General features: G+C 61.2%; 13 protein-coding genes and 1 pseudogene. 8 read left to right on the forward strand and 6 right to left on the reverse strand.

Annotated features, from left to right (window positions below):
- Positions 1 to 31 precede the first annotated feature (31 nt).
- Entirely contained in the window at positions 32 to 1,054 is a 1,023-nt protein-coding gene (locus ACCQ16_RS00615; protein ID WP_065627734.1) for a sugar kinase, read from the reverse strand.
- A 286-nt stretch (positions 1,055 to 1,340) separates the two neighbouring features.
- Between ACCQ16_RS00615 and ACCQ16_RS00620 the strand changes: the two genes are divergently transcribed.
- The 3 genes from ACCQ16_RS00620 (at position 1,341) to ACCQ16_RS00630 (ending at position 10,134) form a co-directional block, all read left to right on the forward strand.
- Positions 1,341 to 4,121, forward strand: coding sequence for a TonB-dependent receptor (locus ACCQ16_RS00620; RefSeq protein WP_014088948.1), 2,781 nt, complete (start codon positions 1,341 to 1,343; stop codon positions 4,119 to 4,121).
- A gap of 364 nt (positions 4,122 to 4,485) precedes the next feature.
- Positions 4,486 to 8,352 (forward strand): LamG-like jellyroll fold domain-containing protein, encoded by a 3,867-nt coding sequence (locus ACCQ16_RS00625; RefSeq protein ID WP_277573432.1) that lies wholly within the window; start codon positions 4,486 to 4,488, stop codon positions 8,350 to 8,352.
- Between the two features lie 1,023 nt (positions 8,353 to 9,375).
- Positions 9,376 to 10,134 (forward strand): TIR domain-containing protein, encoded by a 759-nt coding sequence (locus tag ACCQ16_RS00630; RefSeq protein WP_372380165.1) that lies wholly within the window; start codon positions 9,376 to 9,378, stop codon positions 10,132 to 10,134.
- Positions 10,135 to 10,355: 221 nt separating this feature from the next.
- Here the strand turns inward: ACCQ16_RS00630 and ACCQ16_RS00635 are convergent, their stop codons facing one another.
- From ACCQ16_RS00635 to ACCQ16_RS00645, 3 genes are read right to left on the reverse strand one after another with little or no spacing between them, the layout of a single operon-like run.
- Positions 10,356 to 11,804: an XVIPCD domain-containing protein gene (locus ACCQ16_RS00635; protein WP_277573431.1), complete on the reverse strand. Its 1,449-nt coding sequence runs from the start codon at positions 11,802 to 11,804 to the stop codon at positions 10,356 to 10,358.
- A complete protein-coding gene (locus tag ACCQ16_RS00640) occupies positions 11,801 to 12,484 on the reverse strand; it encodes a hypothetical protein (RefSeq protein WP_372380166.1) in 684 nt (227 codons plus the stop codon). Before ACCQ16_RS00640 ends, ACCQ16_RS00635 begins: the two co-directional genes overlap by 4 nt.
- A gap of 26 nt (positions 12,485 to 12,510) precedes the next feature.
- Complete coding sequence (locus ACCQ16_RS00645) at positions 12,511 to 13,200, reverse strand: hypothetical protein (protein ID WP_277573429.1); 690 nt, start codon at positions 13,198 to 13,200, stop codon at positions 12,511 to 12,513.
- Positions 13,201 to 13,717: 517 nt separating this feature from the next.
- Here ACCQ16_RS00645 and ACCQ16_RS00650 point away from each other — a divergent pair.
- The 3 genes from ACCQ16_RS00650 (at position 13,718) to ACCQ16_RS00660 (ending at position 15,221) form a co-directional block, all read left to right on the forward strand.
- Positions 13,718 to 14,101 carry a SymE family type I addiction module toxin gene (locus ACCQ16_RS00650; protein ID WP_218550937.1) on the forward strand — a complete coding sequence of 128 codons (384 nt, stop codon included), beginning with the start codon at positions 13,718 to 13,720 and terminating at the stop codon, positions 14,099 to 14,101.
- A 168-nt stretch (positions 14,102 to 14,269) separates the two neighbouring features.
- Entirely contained in the window at positions 14,270 to 14,779 is a 510-nt protein-coding gene (locus ACCQ16_RS00655) for a hypothetical protein (RefSeq protein ID WP_277573428.1), read from the forward strand.
- 118 nt (positions 14,780 to 14,897) lie between these two features.
- Positions 14,898 to 15,221, forward strand: a complete 324-nt coding sequence (locus tag ACCQ16_RS00660) for a DUF4279 domain-containing protein (RefSeq protein WP_372380167.1) — start codon at positions 14,898 to 14,900, stop codon at positions 15,219 to 15,221.
- Between the two features lie 13 nt (positions 15,222 to 15,234).
- On the opposite strand, the gene ACCQ16_RS00665 is transcribed toward ACCQ16_RS00660, so the two are convergent.
- A complete protein-coding gene (locus tag ACCQ16_RS00665; protein ID WP_011347617.1) occupies positions 15,235 to 16,197 on the reverse strand; it encodes an IS1595-like element IS1595 family transposase in 963 nt (320 codons plus the stop codon).
- Between the two features lie 234 nt (positions 16,198 to 16,431).
- Here ACCQ16_RS00665 and ACCQ16_RS00670 point away from each other — a divergent pair.
- A pseudogene (locus ACCQ16_RS00670) lies at positions 16,432 to 16,640 on the forward strand (SymE family type I addiction module toxin); the annotation flags it as partial.
- A gap of 241 nt (positions 16,641 to 16,881) precedes the next feature.
- Entirely contained in the window at positions 16,882 to 17,592 is a 711-nt protein-coding gene (locus ACCQ16_RS00675; protein ID WP_277573483.1) for a hypothetical protein, read from the forward strand.
- A gap of 114 nt (positions 17,593 to 17,706) precedes the next feature.
- Here the strand turns inward: ACCQ16_RS00675 and ACCQ16_RS00680 are convergent, their stop codons facing one another.
- Positions 17,707 to 18,564, reverse strand: coding sequence for an SDR family oxidoreductase (locus ACCQ16_RS00680; protein WP_301541800.1), 858 nt, complete (start codon positions 18,562 to 18,564; stop codon positions 17,707 to 17,709).
- Positions 18,565 to 18,570: the final 6 nt, after the last annotated feature.

The raw sequence follows: 18,570 nt of genomic DNA on the forward strand, positions 1-18,570 counted from the left end.
TCCCGATTCCCCAATCCCGATTCCCAGCGCGTCAGCGCTTCACATCAAACCGCGCATCGCCCACGCAGGCCTGCACATCGGCTACCGACAGCGGATTGAAATCGCCGGGAATCGAATGCTTCAGGCAACCGGCGGCCAGGCCGAAGCGCGCCGTGTCCTCCAACGACCAGCCTTCGATCAGGCCATGCAGCACGCCGGCCGCAAACGCATCGCCACCGCCGATGCGGTCGATGATGGGGGTGAGTTCCTCGCTGGGCGCACGCGCCACCGCGCCATCGCGCGGCACCAGCATCGCGCCCAGGCTGTGGTGGTCCACGTTGTGCGCCACGCGCTGCGTGCACGCCATCAACTGCAGCTGCGGGAAGGCAGCGAAGGCTTGCTGCGCGGCCGCTTCCACGCGCGCTTCCAGCGTGTCCTGCGCAAACTCGCCGCCCAGCACCACGCCGATGTCGCGGTAGTCGGCAAACACCACATCCGCGCAGGCAAACAGCTGATGCAGGATGCCGCGCGCATCGCCCTGCCAGCGTTGCCACAGCTTGGGCCGGTAGTTGCCGTCGAACGACACCTTGACCCCGGCCGCACGCGCGGCACGTGCCGCCGCCAGCGTGGCCTGTGCCACCTCCGCGCCCAATGCCGGGCTCACCCCCGACAGGTGCAGCCACTGCGCGCCTTCCAGCAGACGCGGCCAGTCGTAGGCGTCGGCCGGTGCCAGCGCAAAGGCCGAGTCGGCGCGGTCGTAGATCACTTCGCTGGGGCGATGGATCGCCCCGGTAGTCAAGAAATACAGGCCCATGCGGCCGTCCACGCGCCGCACATGGCGGGTATCCACATCGTGCCGGCGCAGTTCGCCCAGCACCGCGGCGCCCAACGGGTTGTCCGCCACCGTGCTGACCATGGCCACCTCGTGGCCGAAATGCGCAAGCGATACGCCGACGTTGGCCTCCGCACCGCCGCAATGCACGTCCAGCCGAGGCTGCTGCAGCAGCAACTCATGACCAGGCGCCCCCAGGCGCAGCAACAACTCACCAAAACACAGGATACGGGCACGGCTCATGCGGCAATTACCTCGGCTGGGTGATGCGTGACGCGGTGGGGGCGCCTGCACGCATTTGGATGACCATCGGTGTCATTCTAGCTGGCACGAAATGCCGGCTGCTACGGCCATGATGCGACGTGAAGTGACCGCTTGCACCCGTTTTTCGGAAATTTGGTGGCGTTTTCTGCTGCGCTGCAAGATGTTACGGGACGATTCAGCTGGTAACGTCGCTTTGACCAGCGGTGTCATTGCCGCTCTCAACCCGCTATTTCACATTGTTCATGGACCCTTGGGAGGGGAGGACATGCAATTTCGGACCACCAGCCGGAAGACACCGGTTACCTTGCTTGCGCTGTCGATCGGCTTGGCGCTGAGCGGCCAGGCTGCCGCACAAGATGCTGCCCAATCGCCCGCCGAGCCCGCCGTCGACCTGGACACTGTTACGGTGACCGGTTACCGCGCCAGCGTCGAGAAGGCCCTGGACATCAAGCGCGGCGAAGCCGGCGTGGTCGATGCCATCGTGGCCGAGGACATCGGCAAGTTCCCCGACCTCAACCTGGCCGAGTCGCTGCAGCGCATTCCTGGCGTGGTGATCACCCGCGACGCTGGCGAAGGCCGCGCCATCACGGTGCGTGGCCTGGGCCCGGAATTCACCCGCGTGCGCATCAACGGCATGGAAGCGCTCACCACCGTGGGCGCCGGCGACCAGAGCGGCGGCACCAACCGCGGCCGTGGCTTCGATTTCAACGTCTTCGCCTCGGACCTGTTCTCGCAGCTGATCGCACGCAAGACGGCCTCGGCCGATGTGGAAGAGGGCTCGCTGGGGGCCACCGTCGACCTGCGCACCGCGCGCCCGTTCGACTACAGCGGCTTTACGTTTGCCGCCAGTGGCCAGGCGGCCTACAACGCCATGGCCGAGAAGGCCAACCCGCGTGTGGCTGCGTTGATCGCCAATACCTGGGCCGACAACACCTTCGGCGCCTTGCTGTCGGTGGCCTACACCGAGCGGCAGGTGCTGGAAGAAGGCTCCAACACCGGCCGCTGGGCCAACGGGACGAGCAACGGCAACTTCAGTGCGGCATCGCCATTTGCGGCCGCACGCTCGGCCGACGTGTACCACCCGCGCTTCCCGCGTTATGTGCAGATGGAACACGACCAGCAGCGCCTGGGCGTCACCGGCTCGTTGCAGTGGAAGCCCACCGACCGCACCACCATCTCGCTGGACGCGCTGTACTCCAAGATCGACGCCACGCGCGATGAGCATTACATCGAGGCCATCTCCTTCAGCCGCGGTCGCGACAGCGGCACGCCGCGCCGCGCCGACCGCGACGGCAAGCCGGCCACCATCGTGCGCAACGGCGAGATCCGCAACAACGCGCTGGTGTACGGCGAATTCGACAATGTCGATATCCGCTCGGAGAACCGCCACGACGAGTGGAACACCGAATTCAAGCAGGTCAGCCTGGATCTGGAGCACCGCTTCAGCGATGCCTTCTCCGTGTCCGGCCGTGTCGGTACCTCGCGCTCGGCGCACGAGAACCCGGTGCAGACCACCATCATCATGGACAAGTACGACGTCGACGGGTACAGCTACGACTATCGCGGCAACAACCGCGCGCCGGTGCTGAACTACGGCATCGACCCGACCAATCCTGCCGGGTGGGAACTGGCCGAAATCCGCCTGCGTCCGCAGACGGTGGACAACGATTTCGATACGGCGCAGATCGACTTCAACTGGAACATCAGCCCCGGCTTCCGCCTCAAGGGTGGCGTGCTGGCCAAGGACTACACCTTCAGCACGGTTGAGTTGCGTCGCGCCAGCGAAGTGTCGGTGCCGACCTTTGCCAATGGCACCCGCATCGTGCCGACGGACCTGACCGAGCAGGCAGGCCTGAAGGGCATCAACGGCAGCCCGTCCAACTGGGTCGTTCCCAATCTGGATGCCGTGGCCAACCAGCTCGGCATCTACAGCAACACCGGCACCTACGCCGTGGCGCCGCGTGCCAACAACACCCGCAGCGTCGAAGAAAAAGACCGCGGCGTCTGGTTGATGGGCGAGTTCTCCACCGATCTGGGCTCCATCCCGCTGTCGGGGAATTTCGGCGTGCGCTATGTGCGCACCGAGCAGGAGTCCACCGGCTATGCGTTGATCAACAACGCGCCGGCGCTGACCACGGTGGGCCGCAAGTACAACAACACGCTGCCCTCGTTCAACCTGGTGGCCGAGCTCGCGCCCGACCTGCTGCTGCGTCTGGGCGCGGCCAAGGTGATGTCGCGTCCCGGCCTGGGCAGCCTCACGCCCGGTGTGACCGTGGCCGTGGCCGGTGGCGCACGCACCGTGTCCGGCGGCAACCCGGATCTGGATCCGATCGAAGCCACCAATGTCGATCTTGGCCTGGAGTGGTACTTCAACGAAGGCGCGATGCTGGGCGTCGGCGTGTTCTACAAGGACATCGAAAGCTTCATCCAGACCGCACGCGAAGTGCGCCCGTATTCCAGCAGTGGCCTGCCGGCCTCCTTGCTGGATGGCACCGGCGCCAGCATCAACGACGACTTCACCTTCAGCATTCCGTTGAACACGCCCGGTGGCGAGTTGAAGGGCGTGGAAGCGAACTATGTCCAGCCATTTACGTTCCTGCCGGGCAAGTGGGCCAACCTGGGCGTGCAACTGAACTACACCTGGGTGGATTCGCAGATCCAGTACCTGTCCAGCACCGGCGCACCGGTGATGAAGAACGACCTGACCGGGCTGTCGCGCTCGTCGTGGAATGCAACCTTGTTCTACGAGGGCGAGTCCTTCGCCGGCCGCATCTCGGCCACCAATCGCGACGACTACCTGACCCAGGCCCCGGGCACGGAAGCGGGATTCAACGTGGATGGCGTGCACGGCATGACCGGCACCACCATGATCGACGCCTCGCTGCGCTACAAGATCAGCAAGCAGCTGGAGTTGAGCCTGGAGGGCATCAACCTCACCAACGAAGCGTCCGACGAATGGGTGTGGTCGCCGCAGACCGGCGAGTTGCCGCTGCAGTACACCGAAACCGGCCGCCAGTACTTGCTGGGCCTGCGCTACAAGTTCTAAGTGCAGCCAAGTCGCGCCAAGAGATATCCGCCCGCTACGTACATCGCGTAGCGGGCGCGAGATCGACGGTGCAGCGCATCTGTACGACGCACCGCTGGCCGCACACCGCTGCACGCCATGCAGTGGTGGATGGCAACCCGCCCGCGCCGCGCACAACGCACCGCCCTGGTCATCAGCGTGCATCCAGTGGCGACCAAGGTGCGATGCACGGGCAGGCTGGCACCGCGTAGTCTATGCAGGCCATCGCGGCGCCGGGCAAGACATGTGGCAGACCCGTGCCGGCGTGGGGCTGTCATCCCCATGCAGTTTCGAATATTCGCCGCGCGGTGACCCCGTGCGGCGATGCTTTTTGAGGAGTCAGGCAGTGAGCGTGCAGAAGTGGTGGACGAGTGTGCTGTTGTTGATTGCGCTGCCGATGCGTGCGGCCGCCGCCGATGCACCGGAATTGTTGTTCCGCGTCTCGGCCGACCAGAGCCTGCAAGCCGATGTCGCCCGCGGCGATGGCGTGCCCAATTTCCGCGACAAGATCGCGCTGGTGCCCACCGGCAAACGCGGCAACGCCATCGAATGGGCCGACGACGGTGTGCTGTCGTGGAATGCGCCCGGCAACCTCTACACCCAGCGCGGCACGCTCAGTTTCTTCTGGCGTTCGCGTTACCCGGTCGGCGAAGCGCCGTTCGTGATCTTCCGCGTCGGCTATGCCGACCACACCAGCTGGGACATGGCCTGGCTGCGCATCGACTGGAACGGCCACGGCTTCGATGCCTTCGTCACCGATGCCAATCTCGCGCGCACCCGCGTCTCGTTCAAGCTCGACAAGGCTCCGGCCGCCAGCGACTGGACCCACATTGCGTTTGCCTGGGACGAAACCCGCGGCGTGCGCCTGTATGTCGATGGCAAGGAAGCCGCACGCGCAGACTGCGGCGCGCCGTGCGCCAATGGCGGCTCGCTCGATTACGACGCCGCGCTCGACCAGTTCGGCCTCGCCGGCCGCGTGATGTCGCCGCACCAGGTGCAGAGCCGCTATAACTTCCTGCGCGGCAGCGACTTCGACGAGATTCGCATCTACGACCGCATGCTCGACGCCGGCGGCGCGGCCGCACTCGCGCGCCTGCAGGAACCCACCACCGCACCCGCCATCGCTGCGGACGCGCAATACGCCGCCTTCCTGCATCGCTACGGCTGGGACAACGGCCATGCACCGCCCGCATTGACCGCGCCGGTCACCCGCATCCGCAAGGTGGAATTCACCGACGCGCGCGACCTCAAACAATGGATGTGGAAGGCCACCGACGGCATCGCCGAAACCACCTGGCCCGGCGTCTATAACCGCTCGCGGCTGCCGGGACGCAACGACTACTTCCAGCTGCCCGACTGGAACACCTACGTCGAAGGCGGAAAAGCGCTCGACCTTACCCTGCCGGACGAGCCGTTCAACCGTATCGAACTACGCGGCGCCGCCTACGGCCAGGCCACCTACGCTGCACCTAATGCACAGCCGCAACCCCTGTTCGCACGTCAACAAGGCGTGGTGCGCAGCGTGGATCAGTTCCCCGAGCGCCGCGGCGGCACCCTGCGCTTTGCCAACACCGCGCAGGAAACCCCCATCCAGGAAATCTGGGCCTATGACGTGCAGCCTGGCGAGGTGCCCAAAGGCAGCGCGCAACTCAGCTACACCGTGCGCAGCGACATCCAGCCCGACTACGACAACCTCGCCGAACTGCGCGCTGTCATCGCCGGCCGCTACCCACCAGGCGAACGCCAGACCGTGATCGCGCTGCCCACCAAGGCGCCGGCACGCAAGCGCCCCAGCGACAAGACCGCAACAACGGACCAGCGCCCCATCGTGCACATCCTGGTGCCCTCCAGCCTGGGCGACCCGCCGCCGGATCAGGCGCTGATGCGCAGCTGGTCCTACGGCTGGGAAAACATGCACGACGGCCTGGACGGCATCGCCATCACCCTGCCGGCGCTGAACCTGCCGGCCACCCACAACGGCAGCATCCCGCTCAACATCCGCATCAAGGACCCCATCTGGCCCGCACGCGACATGATCGACGTCTCGGTCGCCGTCGCCCCCGGCCAACCCCGCACGCTGTGGCTGGACCTGCGCGACCGCATCCTCAGCAACGATAGCCTGATGCTCAGCATCGCCGCCGCCGCACCCGGCTTCGACGCCAGCGCGCTCGACGGCACCCAGCTGCAGCTGGTGTTCAAACCGCGCAATGAGGCCATCAAAGAGCACGTCGCCGACCGCTTCAACCAGGTCAAAGACAACTGGGGCTTTTTGGTCGAAGAACACACCACCTCCAAGCGCCAGCTGCTCTACAAACGGCTAGATGCCGACATCACCGATCTACTGCGCGTGGACCCGGACAACGCGCTTGGCCGCGAATACTGGAACGACATCAGCTACGCCAACCAGAGCGAGCTGCCTGTCGAACTGCCTGCCGTGCCCAAGGGCGTTCCCGCCTGGGCGTTCTGGCAGCTGCAGGACCTCAGCGCCACCCGCCGCTACATCCGCTGGTGGATCGAGCAGCGCCAGGTGGCCTACGGCGATTTCGGCGGCGGCATCTCCGACGACTCAGACCTGGTGCAGCAATGGCCCGGCGTCGCCCTGATGGGCGTGGACCCAGACATCCTCAATGCCTCCATGCTGGCGCTGTCAGATGCCAACTACCGCAACGGCATGTTCACCAACGGCCTGTCCACCATCGAAACCGACGAGCTGCATTCCTACGAGGAGGGCATCAACCTCAACAGCGCCCTGCTGTACCTCAACTGGGGCGACCCGCGCACCGTCGAGCGCCTGATGCAAACCGTCAAAGCCTTCGACACCATCATCCAGGTCAACCCGCAAGGCCACCTGCTGTTCGCCAGCAACTGGTTCGGCGGCCGCAAGGTTTATCGCGAACCCAACTGGCAATGGCAAAAACCGTACTCCTTCCCCATCGTGCACCCGGCCATCCTGCTGGGCGGCTATAACGCCGACCCCAACAGCCGCCGTATCGTCACCGGCCTGGCAGACGGCTACCTCGCTCATGCCTACACCAACGCCAAGGGCAACTGGGCGCTGCCCAACGAGATCAACTGGCAAACCGGCAAAACCCGCGGCGGCGAACTGTTCGAGGGCAGTGGCGGCGCCGACACCTTGCACACCTTCTGGGCCGCCTACCGCTTCACCGGCGAAGACCGCTATCTCAAACCGATCAACTACCGCGTCGCCAACAGCGGCCCCAACGGCCTCTCGCTGCTCAACGAAAACTTCCTCGACGTCATGGGCAAGCGCAGCGACTGGAGCAGCAAGTTAACCGAAGCAGCAAACAAGGACGACGGCAGCGCCCCGGACTTCCCCCACCACGTGGCCTGGGAACAAACTGGAAATCTGGATTATCTCGCCGCCATTTACCGCAACGAGGCCAGAGAGAAACTGCAGAACCTCTACATGAACACCGAAGGCCACTGGTGGAGCGACCGCGTGGAGTCACCAACGGTCAACCTGCAACGCGCACGCTTAGGCGGTGTGGCCCTCAAGCGCAACCAGACCTACCCCGGCCACACCGTGAGCTGGCGCTTCAATGACCCGGAGGCCGCCACCCAAGTGGCCATCGCCATCCCCGCACCCCGGCAAGACCGCTTCACCGTCATCGCCTACAACACCTCTAATAAAACTCAGCACGCCAGCATGACCGGCTGGAACGTTGCCCCGGGCCAATGGCGCATCACCCAAGGCGTGGACCGCGACGGCGACGGCAAGATCGACGGCACCGGCACCACGCGCGAGGTGGCCTTCGAAAAAAGCGCGGCCATCGACATCGACTTCCCCGCAGGCCGCACCACCATCCTGCAGCTCGAACGCATCGCAGCCACCACCCCGGTCGAACTACGCCCGGACCTTGGCATCGGCAACGGCGATGTGCGCGTGACTGCTGATGCCATTGAAGTGACCGTGCATAGCCTCGGCCACGCTGATGCACCAGCCGGGTTTGTGGTGCTGGAAGATGCGCGTGGCAGGGAGCTGGCAAGAGCCCCGTTCCCGTCACTCGCGGCACCACGCGATCTGCAGCCAATCACCACCCAGGTGCGCCTGCCGCTAACCAACGCCGCGAATCTAAAAACCGTGCAGCTGCGTGTGATGACCGAAGGCAACGTCCCAGAGATTACCGGCCTCAACAATAGTCTCGCGCTACCCACCCCAGCCAAGCCGGCAACCACAGAGAACCGCCAATAACCCAACACACCAAGCCTTTCTCCCGCGCGTGGGAGAAGGGGCCCGAAGGGCGGATGAGGGCAAAGCCATAAAGCCAGCGATCAGTCGCGCAACCGCATTGACGCAATCCAAAAACTCGGCGAGGATCAAGCCACGCAGTACTTAATGCAGCCGCAAAGCCACACATTTCTTCAGGGGGAAGAAACAATGTTGAGAAAGGCATGGAGCATCGTGGTACTGAGCCTTGTCGCACTGAGATGCGGCATAACAACTGGTGTCAGAGGGACGTAGCTGAAAAGTGGTGACCTTCAAGCGCTCGTGGCGATTTGCCACTATCAGGGAGTCGGCGAGGATCAGGTTATGCCGTGCTTAGGCGGTCCAATAGTAGTTAGGCCCCAGGAACAAACTTTCAGTCACTTCAAAAAAGCAAGGAGAGCATATGTCTACATCGCCAGAAAAGCGGATAGACCACCTAGAAATGATCTTGGGTCGGATTCTCGACAAAGCGTTGGCTGCGGGCAGCGCTGAGAGGCAAGCTGTACAGGCTGACCTCGACGCAATCCTGAGCGCTACTTGGAAAGATTCCAATATTCCTGGTACGGCGCAGCGGTTACGTGATGCAATACCGTGACGGTAGGCTGCACTCAGCGGCTGCGGCCTAACAATTAACTCAAGCCGACGCCGCTTCGCGGCGCGGCTTAACTCAGGCGTTAGATGGGGGAGTTACCAATGAGTTTCGAGCACCGTACGACAGATGACCTAATCCGCGTTGCGGCTGCCGGCGGAGGCTTCACGCTTACCGCAACGCACCGCACAACAAACGATCTCATTCGCATTGCTGCTGCGGCTAGCGGAAAGGGCTCGCGACTCACCTTTACCGGTCTCACTCACCGTACAACTGATGATCTGATTCGCATCGGTGCGGCAAGTAAAGGCTGCGTCGTCCTTGAGGGCTAACAGCTCGCCTTCTAATAATTTATTAAGCCGATGCCGCTTCGCGGCATGGCTTAATTGAAGCGTTATACCCCCTTTGGAGTTCCACGCATGAAGCACACTGGCTCACTAGAAGATTTGCTCACGACCGTAAAGGGGTGCGGCTTCTCAATTGAACAAGTTGCAGATCAAGAGCACGGCCATCAAATCCGTACTAGAGAAGGCGCCATCATCAATTGGTACCCTGCAAAAGGCACTCTGGTTTTTCAGGGGCCGCGCGAACAGCGGGAAAGAATAGATGCTGCTTGGGCCACATATACAGGTGTCCCTGCAGCACCGGCTGCGCCAGAACCAATTGGAGAGCCGGCCGCTCCGGCCAACCCAGCAACAGCAAACAAGAAGGTTTTTCTAGTTCACGGGCACGACACCGCCGCCCGCGAGCAGTTGGAGCTCGTCCTACACAAGCTCGGCCTGGATCCTTTCGTTCTCGCAAATACTGGCGGCGGCGGCCTGACAATAATCGAGGCGCTCGAAGCTGAGATTGGCCCTCGCAACAATCAAGCCCGCTTCGGGATAGTGCTTATGAATCCTGATGATATGGGATATTCCAAAGCCGAAGGCGCAGACGCTATCCAGCCACGCGCCAGACAGAATGTCGTCCTAGAGACAGGTATGTTGATTTCTGCTGTCGGACGTCCAAACGTCGCCATTCTCAAGCGCGGCCACATGGAGGTTCCATCTGACGCACAAGGAATTCTTTACATTCCCTTTAATGACCACGTTAAAGAGGCTGTGCCGAAGCTTGCTGATCGTCTTCGCGCAGCAGGATTTGTTCTTAGCCCAGAAGCAATTACCCGGGCATCTAGCTAGGGGTATTACAATCCATTCAAGCCGATGCCGCTTCGCGACACGGCTTAATTCAGGCGTTAGGCCTTATGAAAGAGTTCGATAGCATCCATGCCGCAAGAACGGCGTCAGGTCAACTTTATATGGTAGCCTGAAACCACTTATTGTCGAGCTTGCCGCCAACGCTGCAGTTCCAAAGTGAGGGGATGCTAACTGATTAATGATAGCTACGAGCAAGCATCGCCTCAAAGTGACGGAACAGGGCCGCGCTGTTGTTGCTCCTGTGAGCGCTGCTGTTCCATCGCCAGCTCTTGTGTGCGCTCCTGTGCTAGCCGCAGGTTGACAGATTCCAGTTGCGTAAAGCTCTCTTGAACAGGCCGCTGCGCTGCATCAGCCGTCGGCATATGGGCGCGCAGCATGGCCGGATCCTTTGGATCGCCTTGTACTACAAACAGGGTCTGCGCAGCAGGCGAGTCTCTGGTTTTTTCGCTGAGCAGCACGTGATCCACCCGGGTTAGCCCATTGTCTTTGGCTAGCGTCAGCAGACTCGCGGTCATCCGCTCACTGGTCGCGTCGAACGTGCGGCCATTGGCGGCGTCTAGCTGCTCTACCTTGCGCCGGATTTGCTGATGCATGGCGTGGTCCGGGTGCCCCGCCTCTGCAGGCGTCAATGCGCGTCCAGGTTCACTCGGTGCCGCAAGATTGGGAGAACTGACGCCGCGTGCGCCGGTGTCCTTGAGCTGGACCATGCCATAGCCATCCTTGCCAAGGTCAACGATGTTGAAGGTCTTTGCAGGACCCAGTTCCAGCCCATTACGCTCCAGCTGCCTGGGGTCCAGTCCCAGCGATTTGAGATCGATGCGGACCTCTGGCGGCTTGCGGTCATGCGCGAGATGCGCGTAGCTCTGCGCGATGTGACTGATCGGGTTGACGCCATAGTAATTCCGGTAATCGGAGTCGCCATGAGGTCCTAGCGTGCCGCGACCGTCGTAGAAGCACTGTTCCACCGACTTTGTCAGCGCATCATTACGTGAGAACGGGCGCGTTGTTAGCTCTTCATAAGTCAATCCGTTGGCAAACTGCGGTGGAGCGACCCCTCTATCCACACATCGCGTGGTCGAGCGCTGGAGTAGCCGAAGTTCGACCATTGCATCAGGCATCCCAGGGTTCTGATGCTTGATGCGGTCGTGAAGCGCACGCATGCCTGAAATCTCTGAGAGCGCCTCATCCTCCCGAGTGCTATCCAGATAGACGCGTGTTGGCCCGGTAAGGTCGACCTGACCTTCGCGATTCTCGTGCGCCTCCTGCAGCCGGCTGCTCATTGTCTTTGCGAACTCTGCAAGTGCTTGAGCGCGGTGTTCTGCCAGCACGCCATGCATCGTCTCATGCCCGAGTACTTCGGTGATGTAGTCAATCCGCTGCGCGCCGGTGAAGTCGCTGAACGCTGCTGCGCTGATGTTGATCGTACCGGCGCTCCCATTATTGCCATCCTGGAAATGACCACCGTTGTTTTGGCCATGCGAGACCGCAATCGATCCGATATGCCCCTTTTCTATCGCATTACCAAGCAAGTTCGATAGGTAGGGTGATTCTGATAGCGCTTGACGAATACTGGACTCGGCCTCTTGGGGAAGGCGCGGATCGTTTGCCATGCGTCCCAGCAGAGGTTCGATTCTTGGATCGACACGTATCATGATTTGCCCCCATCGATCTGCATGCCGTAAGCGCATTCGCGCGAACCACTGTCCTGGCTGGTCCGGTAGATCAGCAACGCGACGGAGAAGCCTTGCGTACCGTTGTTTAGCGGGCGCCAATGCTGGCGCAGCCATCCTCCCTGGAAAGGCCTTTGCCCACCACGCTTGTACCCCATCTCCTCCAGTTTGTGCGACAGCGTTGTTGCATCCCAAACACAACGCGAGGTAGGCGTGCTCGTTGGGTCGATACGTTCGGGCAGACCGACGGCGACCTCCATACTTGAGAAGATCTTTTCCGAGGGGACATGGCTTGCGTAAAAGGTGTACCCGTCGCTGAGGGAAATATCTTTCATGACATAGAAAGGATGCAGGGAGTCCGAGGTGCCCGCGAACCTTGTACCCAGCGCGACCTCCAGCCGCCGGTAAGTCATGTCGGCCGGTGACTTGAATCCATCGACAAACTTCAGCAGCCGGGTTTCCAGCTCTTGAGAGCTAATGCCGGGCTTGTTTGGCTGCGAGTGATCGCCCGCGATCGGCTCCTGCACGCTGACCGGTGCTGATGCGGATGAGGTGGTGGAATCCTTCTTTGGATCGGCGCACGCGCCCTGAAGTCCCACCGCAAGGAGCAGCAATAACAGGGAAAAGAAATTCCTTCCTGTTCTTGCCTGCTTGGTATTCACAGGCTCTACGCTTCCAGGGCCCCATTTCATGGCCTGCCTCCATCGATCTTGATGCCATCAACGCACTCTTCTCGACCGTTTTGGTCATTGCTCCGATAGAGGAGCAATGAGACCGAGAACATCTGACTTCCGCCGTTGATCGCACGCCAATGCTGGCGTAGCCATCCACCCTGAAAAGGCCGCTGCCCGCCGCGCGTGTATCCCATCCCTTCGAGCGCTTTGGAGAGTGCTTCTGCTTGCCAAATGCAGGTCGACGTAGGCACGCGCGTGGGGTCGCTATGGTCAGGTAGAGTCACCGCAACCTCTATCCGCGAGAATCCATCTTTCGTTGGGCGATGCGTCGCGTAGAGCTCATAGCCATCGGCCAGAGGAACCTCCTTTACTTCACGCCACGGGTATGCCGGATCAGACGGTGGTCCAAGTTTGATGCCAAGTGCTGACTCCATCTGGGGATAGTCCAGATCCGCTGGTACTGTCAGTCCATCAATGAAGCGCAGCAGCCGGCGCTGCAATTCTTGCAGAGTGGTGTTCGCAGAGACGAGGACGGCGCCGTTGTCGGTACCTCTGCTCTTCTCTTGAGGCGACGGCGTCGCTGTCGCAGCAGATGACGTGCCTGCATCCCGCTTTGCTTCATGGGGTGTGCGAGCACATGCACTTGGCAGCGCTATTGAAAGCAGCAGCAAGGGAAGCAGGTTTCGGAAGCTAACTTTTATCATTGGGATCCTGCGACTCACGCGACATCGCGCTGCTGGCCAATTGTCACCCGTGCCGTCTGTCTCCTGCACTATCGGGTCCGAAGCTGAGTGGTGCGTTGATGATGGATATAAAGTGGGGAAGCAACTTACGGGTGTGTTGGGGATGGGCTCGCAGTAGCCCTGTCTCTGGTCCAATCCAACACTGAATCTGCTTCTTCAAATGTTGACGCAAAGATCTTCCATCAACGCTTTACGGATTGCCAGCCTCGACCGGTTGACATGACGCGCAGCGCGTAGCAGTCTCGTCGACAAGGAGCGTAGAAACTCCTCGTACAGCGGTACCCACCTCCGAAATCCCGGTGGGTTTTTTGTGCCTGCAGATTCTTGCGGGTGCAGCCGACGTAATGCTCTGCGTCGGGAGGGTGGCCAATACAACACCCGCAAGGGGAATAAGCCCGCCGTCTGTACGCGGTTTCTAACCTCCCGACATCCCGTCGCCACCCGGCGGCGGGGCTTGTTCGTCACGGAGGGCTTTGCCATGCGTCGACCCACGTCCAGTCCCAAGCCAGCGCGCAAGCGCGCCACGGTGCCGCCGCCCACCGAGATCGGCTGGCACTCGCTCGATCCCTCGATCCCGCCGCGGCCCTACCTCGAGCGCACCCCCATCCCCGAGCCCCGCCCCGACCCCGGCAAGCCGCGCCGCCCCGGCCACCCACGTGCCCCGCAACACTGCACCGTCGGCTACGGGTACTACCCCGCCAGCGACCACCGCATCCCTACCCTGTGCCTACGCGGTCGCTGGCTGGAACAACTCGGCTTTACCATCGGCAGCAGACTCAACATCCGCATGCGCAAGGGCGAGCTGATCGTCACCGTGGCGGATGATGGCGAGAAGGCGACAGATAAGGCAGCCAACAATTGACGGTAGCCACCGACTCGACGAGCTTCATGCTGATACCACTGCACACCAGCATGCGTAGCGCTGTGCTTGAGGTGTGCTCGGACTACCGGGGTACTCTGACAACTTATGCAAGCCAAATTTGCTCCGCGACTCGGCTTTACACAGAGGCTAGATCATACTTTGGCAGCGATGAAACAAGCGAACTTCTTTATCGCAGTATTGTTGGCAGTTGTCGTGGCGGCGTGCTCTCGTCCAGTCGCTCCGTTCTCACCTGCACACGTTGATCAGTCTGTATCACAGCAGAGCCGCTATCCGTTGGCAACAGAGCCATCGCTTGTCGGAACTTATTCAGGGCGGTCGAAGTCCGGGGGTGGCTACTTCTATGACCACATCCTTGAGTACAGAGTCTGGCTCCATCCCGAGCAGGGAGCGGTGCCACTGGCTGGAGACGATGACTACTTCGCCGCGTTCGCGCAATACGAGTCGGCGTTGGCCTTCTCGCAGGCGCACAAGGGTGCCGAGCCACCCGTGGTCTTGGTGCGGCAGCTGGAATCGATCAATGAACCCAGTCCAGGCGTCTATCAGCACCAAAGCGGCGCACGAATCACTGAGTGGCTGCCTCAATGGCTGCCTGGATCCAAGCGCGAGCCTGATAGCATCACCAGGTTCCTGGCCGCGCATGCGTCAACGCAGAAGTAGGCCTGGTAGTTCGTCCAAGCCGACGCCGCTTCGCGGTGCGGGTTAATTCAGACATTGGGGTCCAATGGGAGCACTAGAGTATTCCGTAGCAACACTCCGATTCTTTGGAGACGATCTGGTGCCTGACGAGATCAGCGCGTTGCTTTCGGGCAGCCCCACAGCCTCCCAGCATAAAGGGCAAGAACGTAAGTCGAAGAGCGGCGTGGTGGGCATTGCCAAGACTGGTAGCTGGAGGCTGACTGCAACGCGACGTGAGCCTGAGGATCTTGAAGCACAGATCTTCGAAATCCTGGACCAGCTCACCCAAGACTTGAGTATGTGGGCACAGTTGAGCAGTCGCTATCAGCCCGACCTGTTCTGCGGCATCTTCATGGCCAAGAGCAATGACGGTCTAGCACTTTCCGCTAAAGCCATGCTGGCGCTCGGACAAAGAGGTACCTGATTAGCCCTGACTCTCAGCCATGAAAATTGCTCGCTGCACGCAGGACCGGCTCTGGACATGGGTTGGATTGCATCATGGCCGTGGCAAGTCGCGGCAGCATCTCGCGCAAGCGGAATCGACGATTAAAACGATAGGCCGCTTCTCCCAGGTAGCGCCTTGCGTATTTGCCTTGCGCGATAGCGTGATACACGCCGCTGATGGCGCGTTTGAGATTGCCCAGCACCACGTTGAGCCAACGTGCACCGGCCGTTTCGGTCGCGGCACGACCACCGCCAGTGTCCAGCGTGGTGTGCGCGTGGCCGGCGTCTTCCAGCCGGCGGAAGCAGGCCAGCCCATCGGTGTAGACCTCGCATTCGGGCGCCAGGCGACGGGCAATCCAGTCCTGCAGCGAGGTGTTGTCGAAGCTGCGCACCGGCTCAATCACCACAAAGCGCGGCGCGGTGAAGGTGGCATCGGTCTGCACCGCAATCAGGAACGCTTGTTTGTTCTCTGATCCGCGTCCGGCCTTGCCACCGTTACGCTCGCCGCCGAGATAGGCATCGTCGATCTGCACGAAACCCGCCAATTTCCGCGTGGCTTCACGCTCGGCCATGACCTGCATGATCTTGTGCTTCATCCGCCAGGCCGTCTTGTAGTTAACCCCCAGATGACGCATCAGCTCCAGTGCGGCCATGTTGGTTTTGGTCGAGGTCAACAGGTGCAAGGCCAGCATCCAGGTGCGCAGCGGCAGTTTGGTGCCTTCGAACATCGTGCCTGCCATCAGACTGGTCTGATGCCGGCACGCGCTGCATTGGTAGTAGATCGCAGCACGCCGCTTGAAACGCGAGCGCACGCGCCCGGCACAAACAGGGCAACGAAAGCCCTGCGGCCAACGCCACGTGTAGAGCGCGCGATAGCACTTGGCCTCGGTGCCGTAGAACGCGAAGAACTCAGGCATCGACAATCCAGCCTGGAACTGCACCGCATTGATGCTCATCACGTCACCTCGTTGGCTTCAGAGTGACAGCAGCATCCACCCAGCGCGGCGCAGATCCTGCGACTGGCGGCTGAAGGTCAGGGCTAATCAGGAAGAGGTATTTCCTTAGGCCTGGATATCTATGATCCAACCAGCTAGAGATCCAATACCGCGTCAGGAAAATCTTTCAAGGCAAACCTGCTTTGGGAGCGGCTGAACTCAAACGCCAGATCTAACTCAAGGTGCCGCCACTCACCCACTTGCCCGCAACACTGCACTGTCGGCTACGGCTACTACCCGACAGCCACCAACGCATCCCCACGCTGCGCCTGCGCGGCCGCTGGCTGGAACAACTCGGCTTCACCATCGGCAGCAAACTCCACATCCGCATGCGCAACGGCGAGCTGGTCGTCACCGTGGCGGATGATGGCGAGAAGGCGCCAGACAAGGCAGCCAACAATTGACCGTAGGCACCGACTCGACGAGCATCATGCTGACGCCGGCTGCGCACCAGCACGCGTAGCGCTGTGCTGGTCGCTCACTGGCGATCCGAGCGTCTTGTGTTTTGCACGGGGGATTTCGCCGGCAAGGTAGATATCAAAGAGCTTTGCAATACGGCACATCCCGTTAGCCGTCGGTGCTAGCAGGACTGCTTTGCCGGTAAGCAGATCAGAGAAGTTAGAAAATTTGAAAGGAATGGAAACCATGAGCTCGGAAATTTACGAAAAGACAAACGCGGCGCGTGACGAGTTGTTTGGATCTCTGGGAAAGGTCGATCCTGATGTCATCGCGCATGCTATAAACCCGGCCTTTATGGGCGGGCCCAGTTGGCCTGCACTGAGGCAGGCATTCAGCGTCATTCGCACAAGCAACAGCATTAGGGTGGCAAGCAACGGTCTTTCAGACCCGTTCGATGATGTTGAAGAGCCGAACAACGGCTATAGGTTGGAAATCCTCGCGGAGACAAAAGAGAAGTTGACTGGCGACATTGCAGGGTCATGGCTTTTCAAGTTGGTCTACGCACTCTCTCAACAAGCCGCATGCAGCGGGCAGATCGCCGACTTTATCGAAAGACACGGCGTCATCACGATGGAGCTTTTCGCTCAAGATTGCGGCTTGGAGGACTTCCAGAACGAACACGGCATGGTGGGCGTCATGATTGGGGTTGAGCACCCTGAGCTCCCGAAGAAGATCCAATTTCCCGCGGAGGACGTGTTCCTGGCAGCTGTGCAGATCTTGAAGCCTGACGAACTGGCCTACGTCGCCGAGAAGCGTGCGGAAGGACGCAACCATTTACACAGCCTGATGAAGTCGTCGGGACAGTACCATTTCGTCAGCCCCGGCCGTGGGTCATTGCTGGAACATGGCGCAAAGCCGAGCAAGAAGGCTTGGTGGAACTACTTTGGGAAGGGTTAGCTGTTACCGGGAAAAGCAGCAACGTCGTTCGCTGGCCTGAGCGCAGTTTGGGAAGTGACGGCTATAACGGGTCAGGCTCGCGGAATAGTGAACCCAACCCCGTTACTAGGCGGACTAACCCACAAACGCCTGCCGATGGTCGCGAACAAAGTCATCGAATGTATGCGGCCGCTTCCCGGTGAGCCGCTCGATCTCGAACGTGGGATCGATGTCATGATGGCCTGCCACCACATCTGCGAATTGCACGGTCAGGCCTTTGGCCATCCACGGCGAGTTGCCGGTCGCACGCATCAATACGCGAAACACCGGCGTTGGCAGGTCGAGATAACGGACCTTGCGCCCGATGATTTTCGATAGACGCGAGGTCGCTGCCTGCATGTCGAGCGTCTCGGGACCAGTGAGGAAATAGGTTGCACCTGCGTGCCCTTCTTCGGTCAGTACCGTGGCCGCCACGCGTGCGATGTCGCGGGTGTCGATCCACGACACGCTGCCCCGGCCTGCCGCCATCGGGAACACGCCCTTGGCGATCGGATCCTTGAACCACAGGAAATTCTGCATATACGCGGTAGGCTTGAGGATGGTCCACGCGATGCCTGAGGCGCGCAGGTGGTGATCGATCAGGGCATGCGATTTCGCCCACGGCACCGGCGAACGCACGTTGCAATCGGATGCCGACACTTTCGCGATCCGGCCGATGCCGGCGCGCTTGGCTGCATCGATGGCGGCAGTCTCCTGAGCGACCTGCTCGGGGGTGGGCGGGGTGATGAGAAACAGCGTGTGGCAGCCCTGCATTGCGCCTTGCAGCGTTTCGGGTGTGTCGAAGTCGCCCAGTACGGCATCCATGCCCTTCTGCTGCAGGTTGTCCACCTGCTCCTGCTTGCGGCACATCGCGCGGAATGGAGTGCCCGCTTGCTGTAACTGCCTACACAGTTCGCCGCCGATACCACCCGTGGCACCTGATACCAGAATCATGATTGC

It is taken from the genome of Xanthomonas sp. NCPPB 1062 (assembly GCF_041481705.2).
GTDB lineage: Bacteria > Pseudomonadota > Gammaproteobacteria > Xanthomonadales > Xanthomonadaceae > Xanthomonas > Xanthomonas euvesicatoria.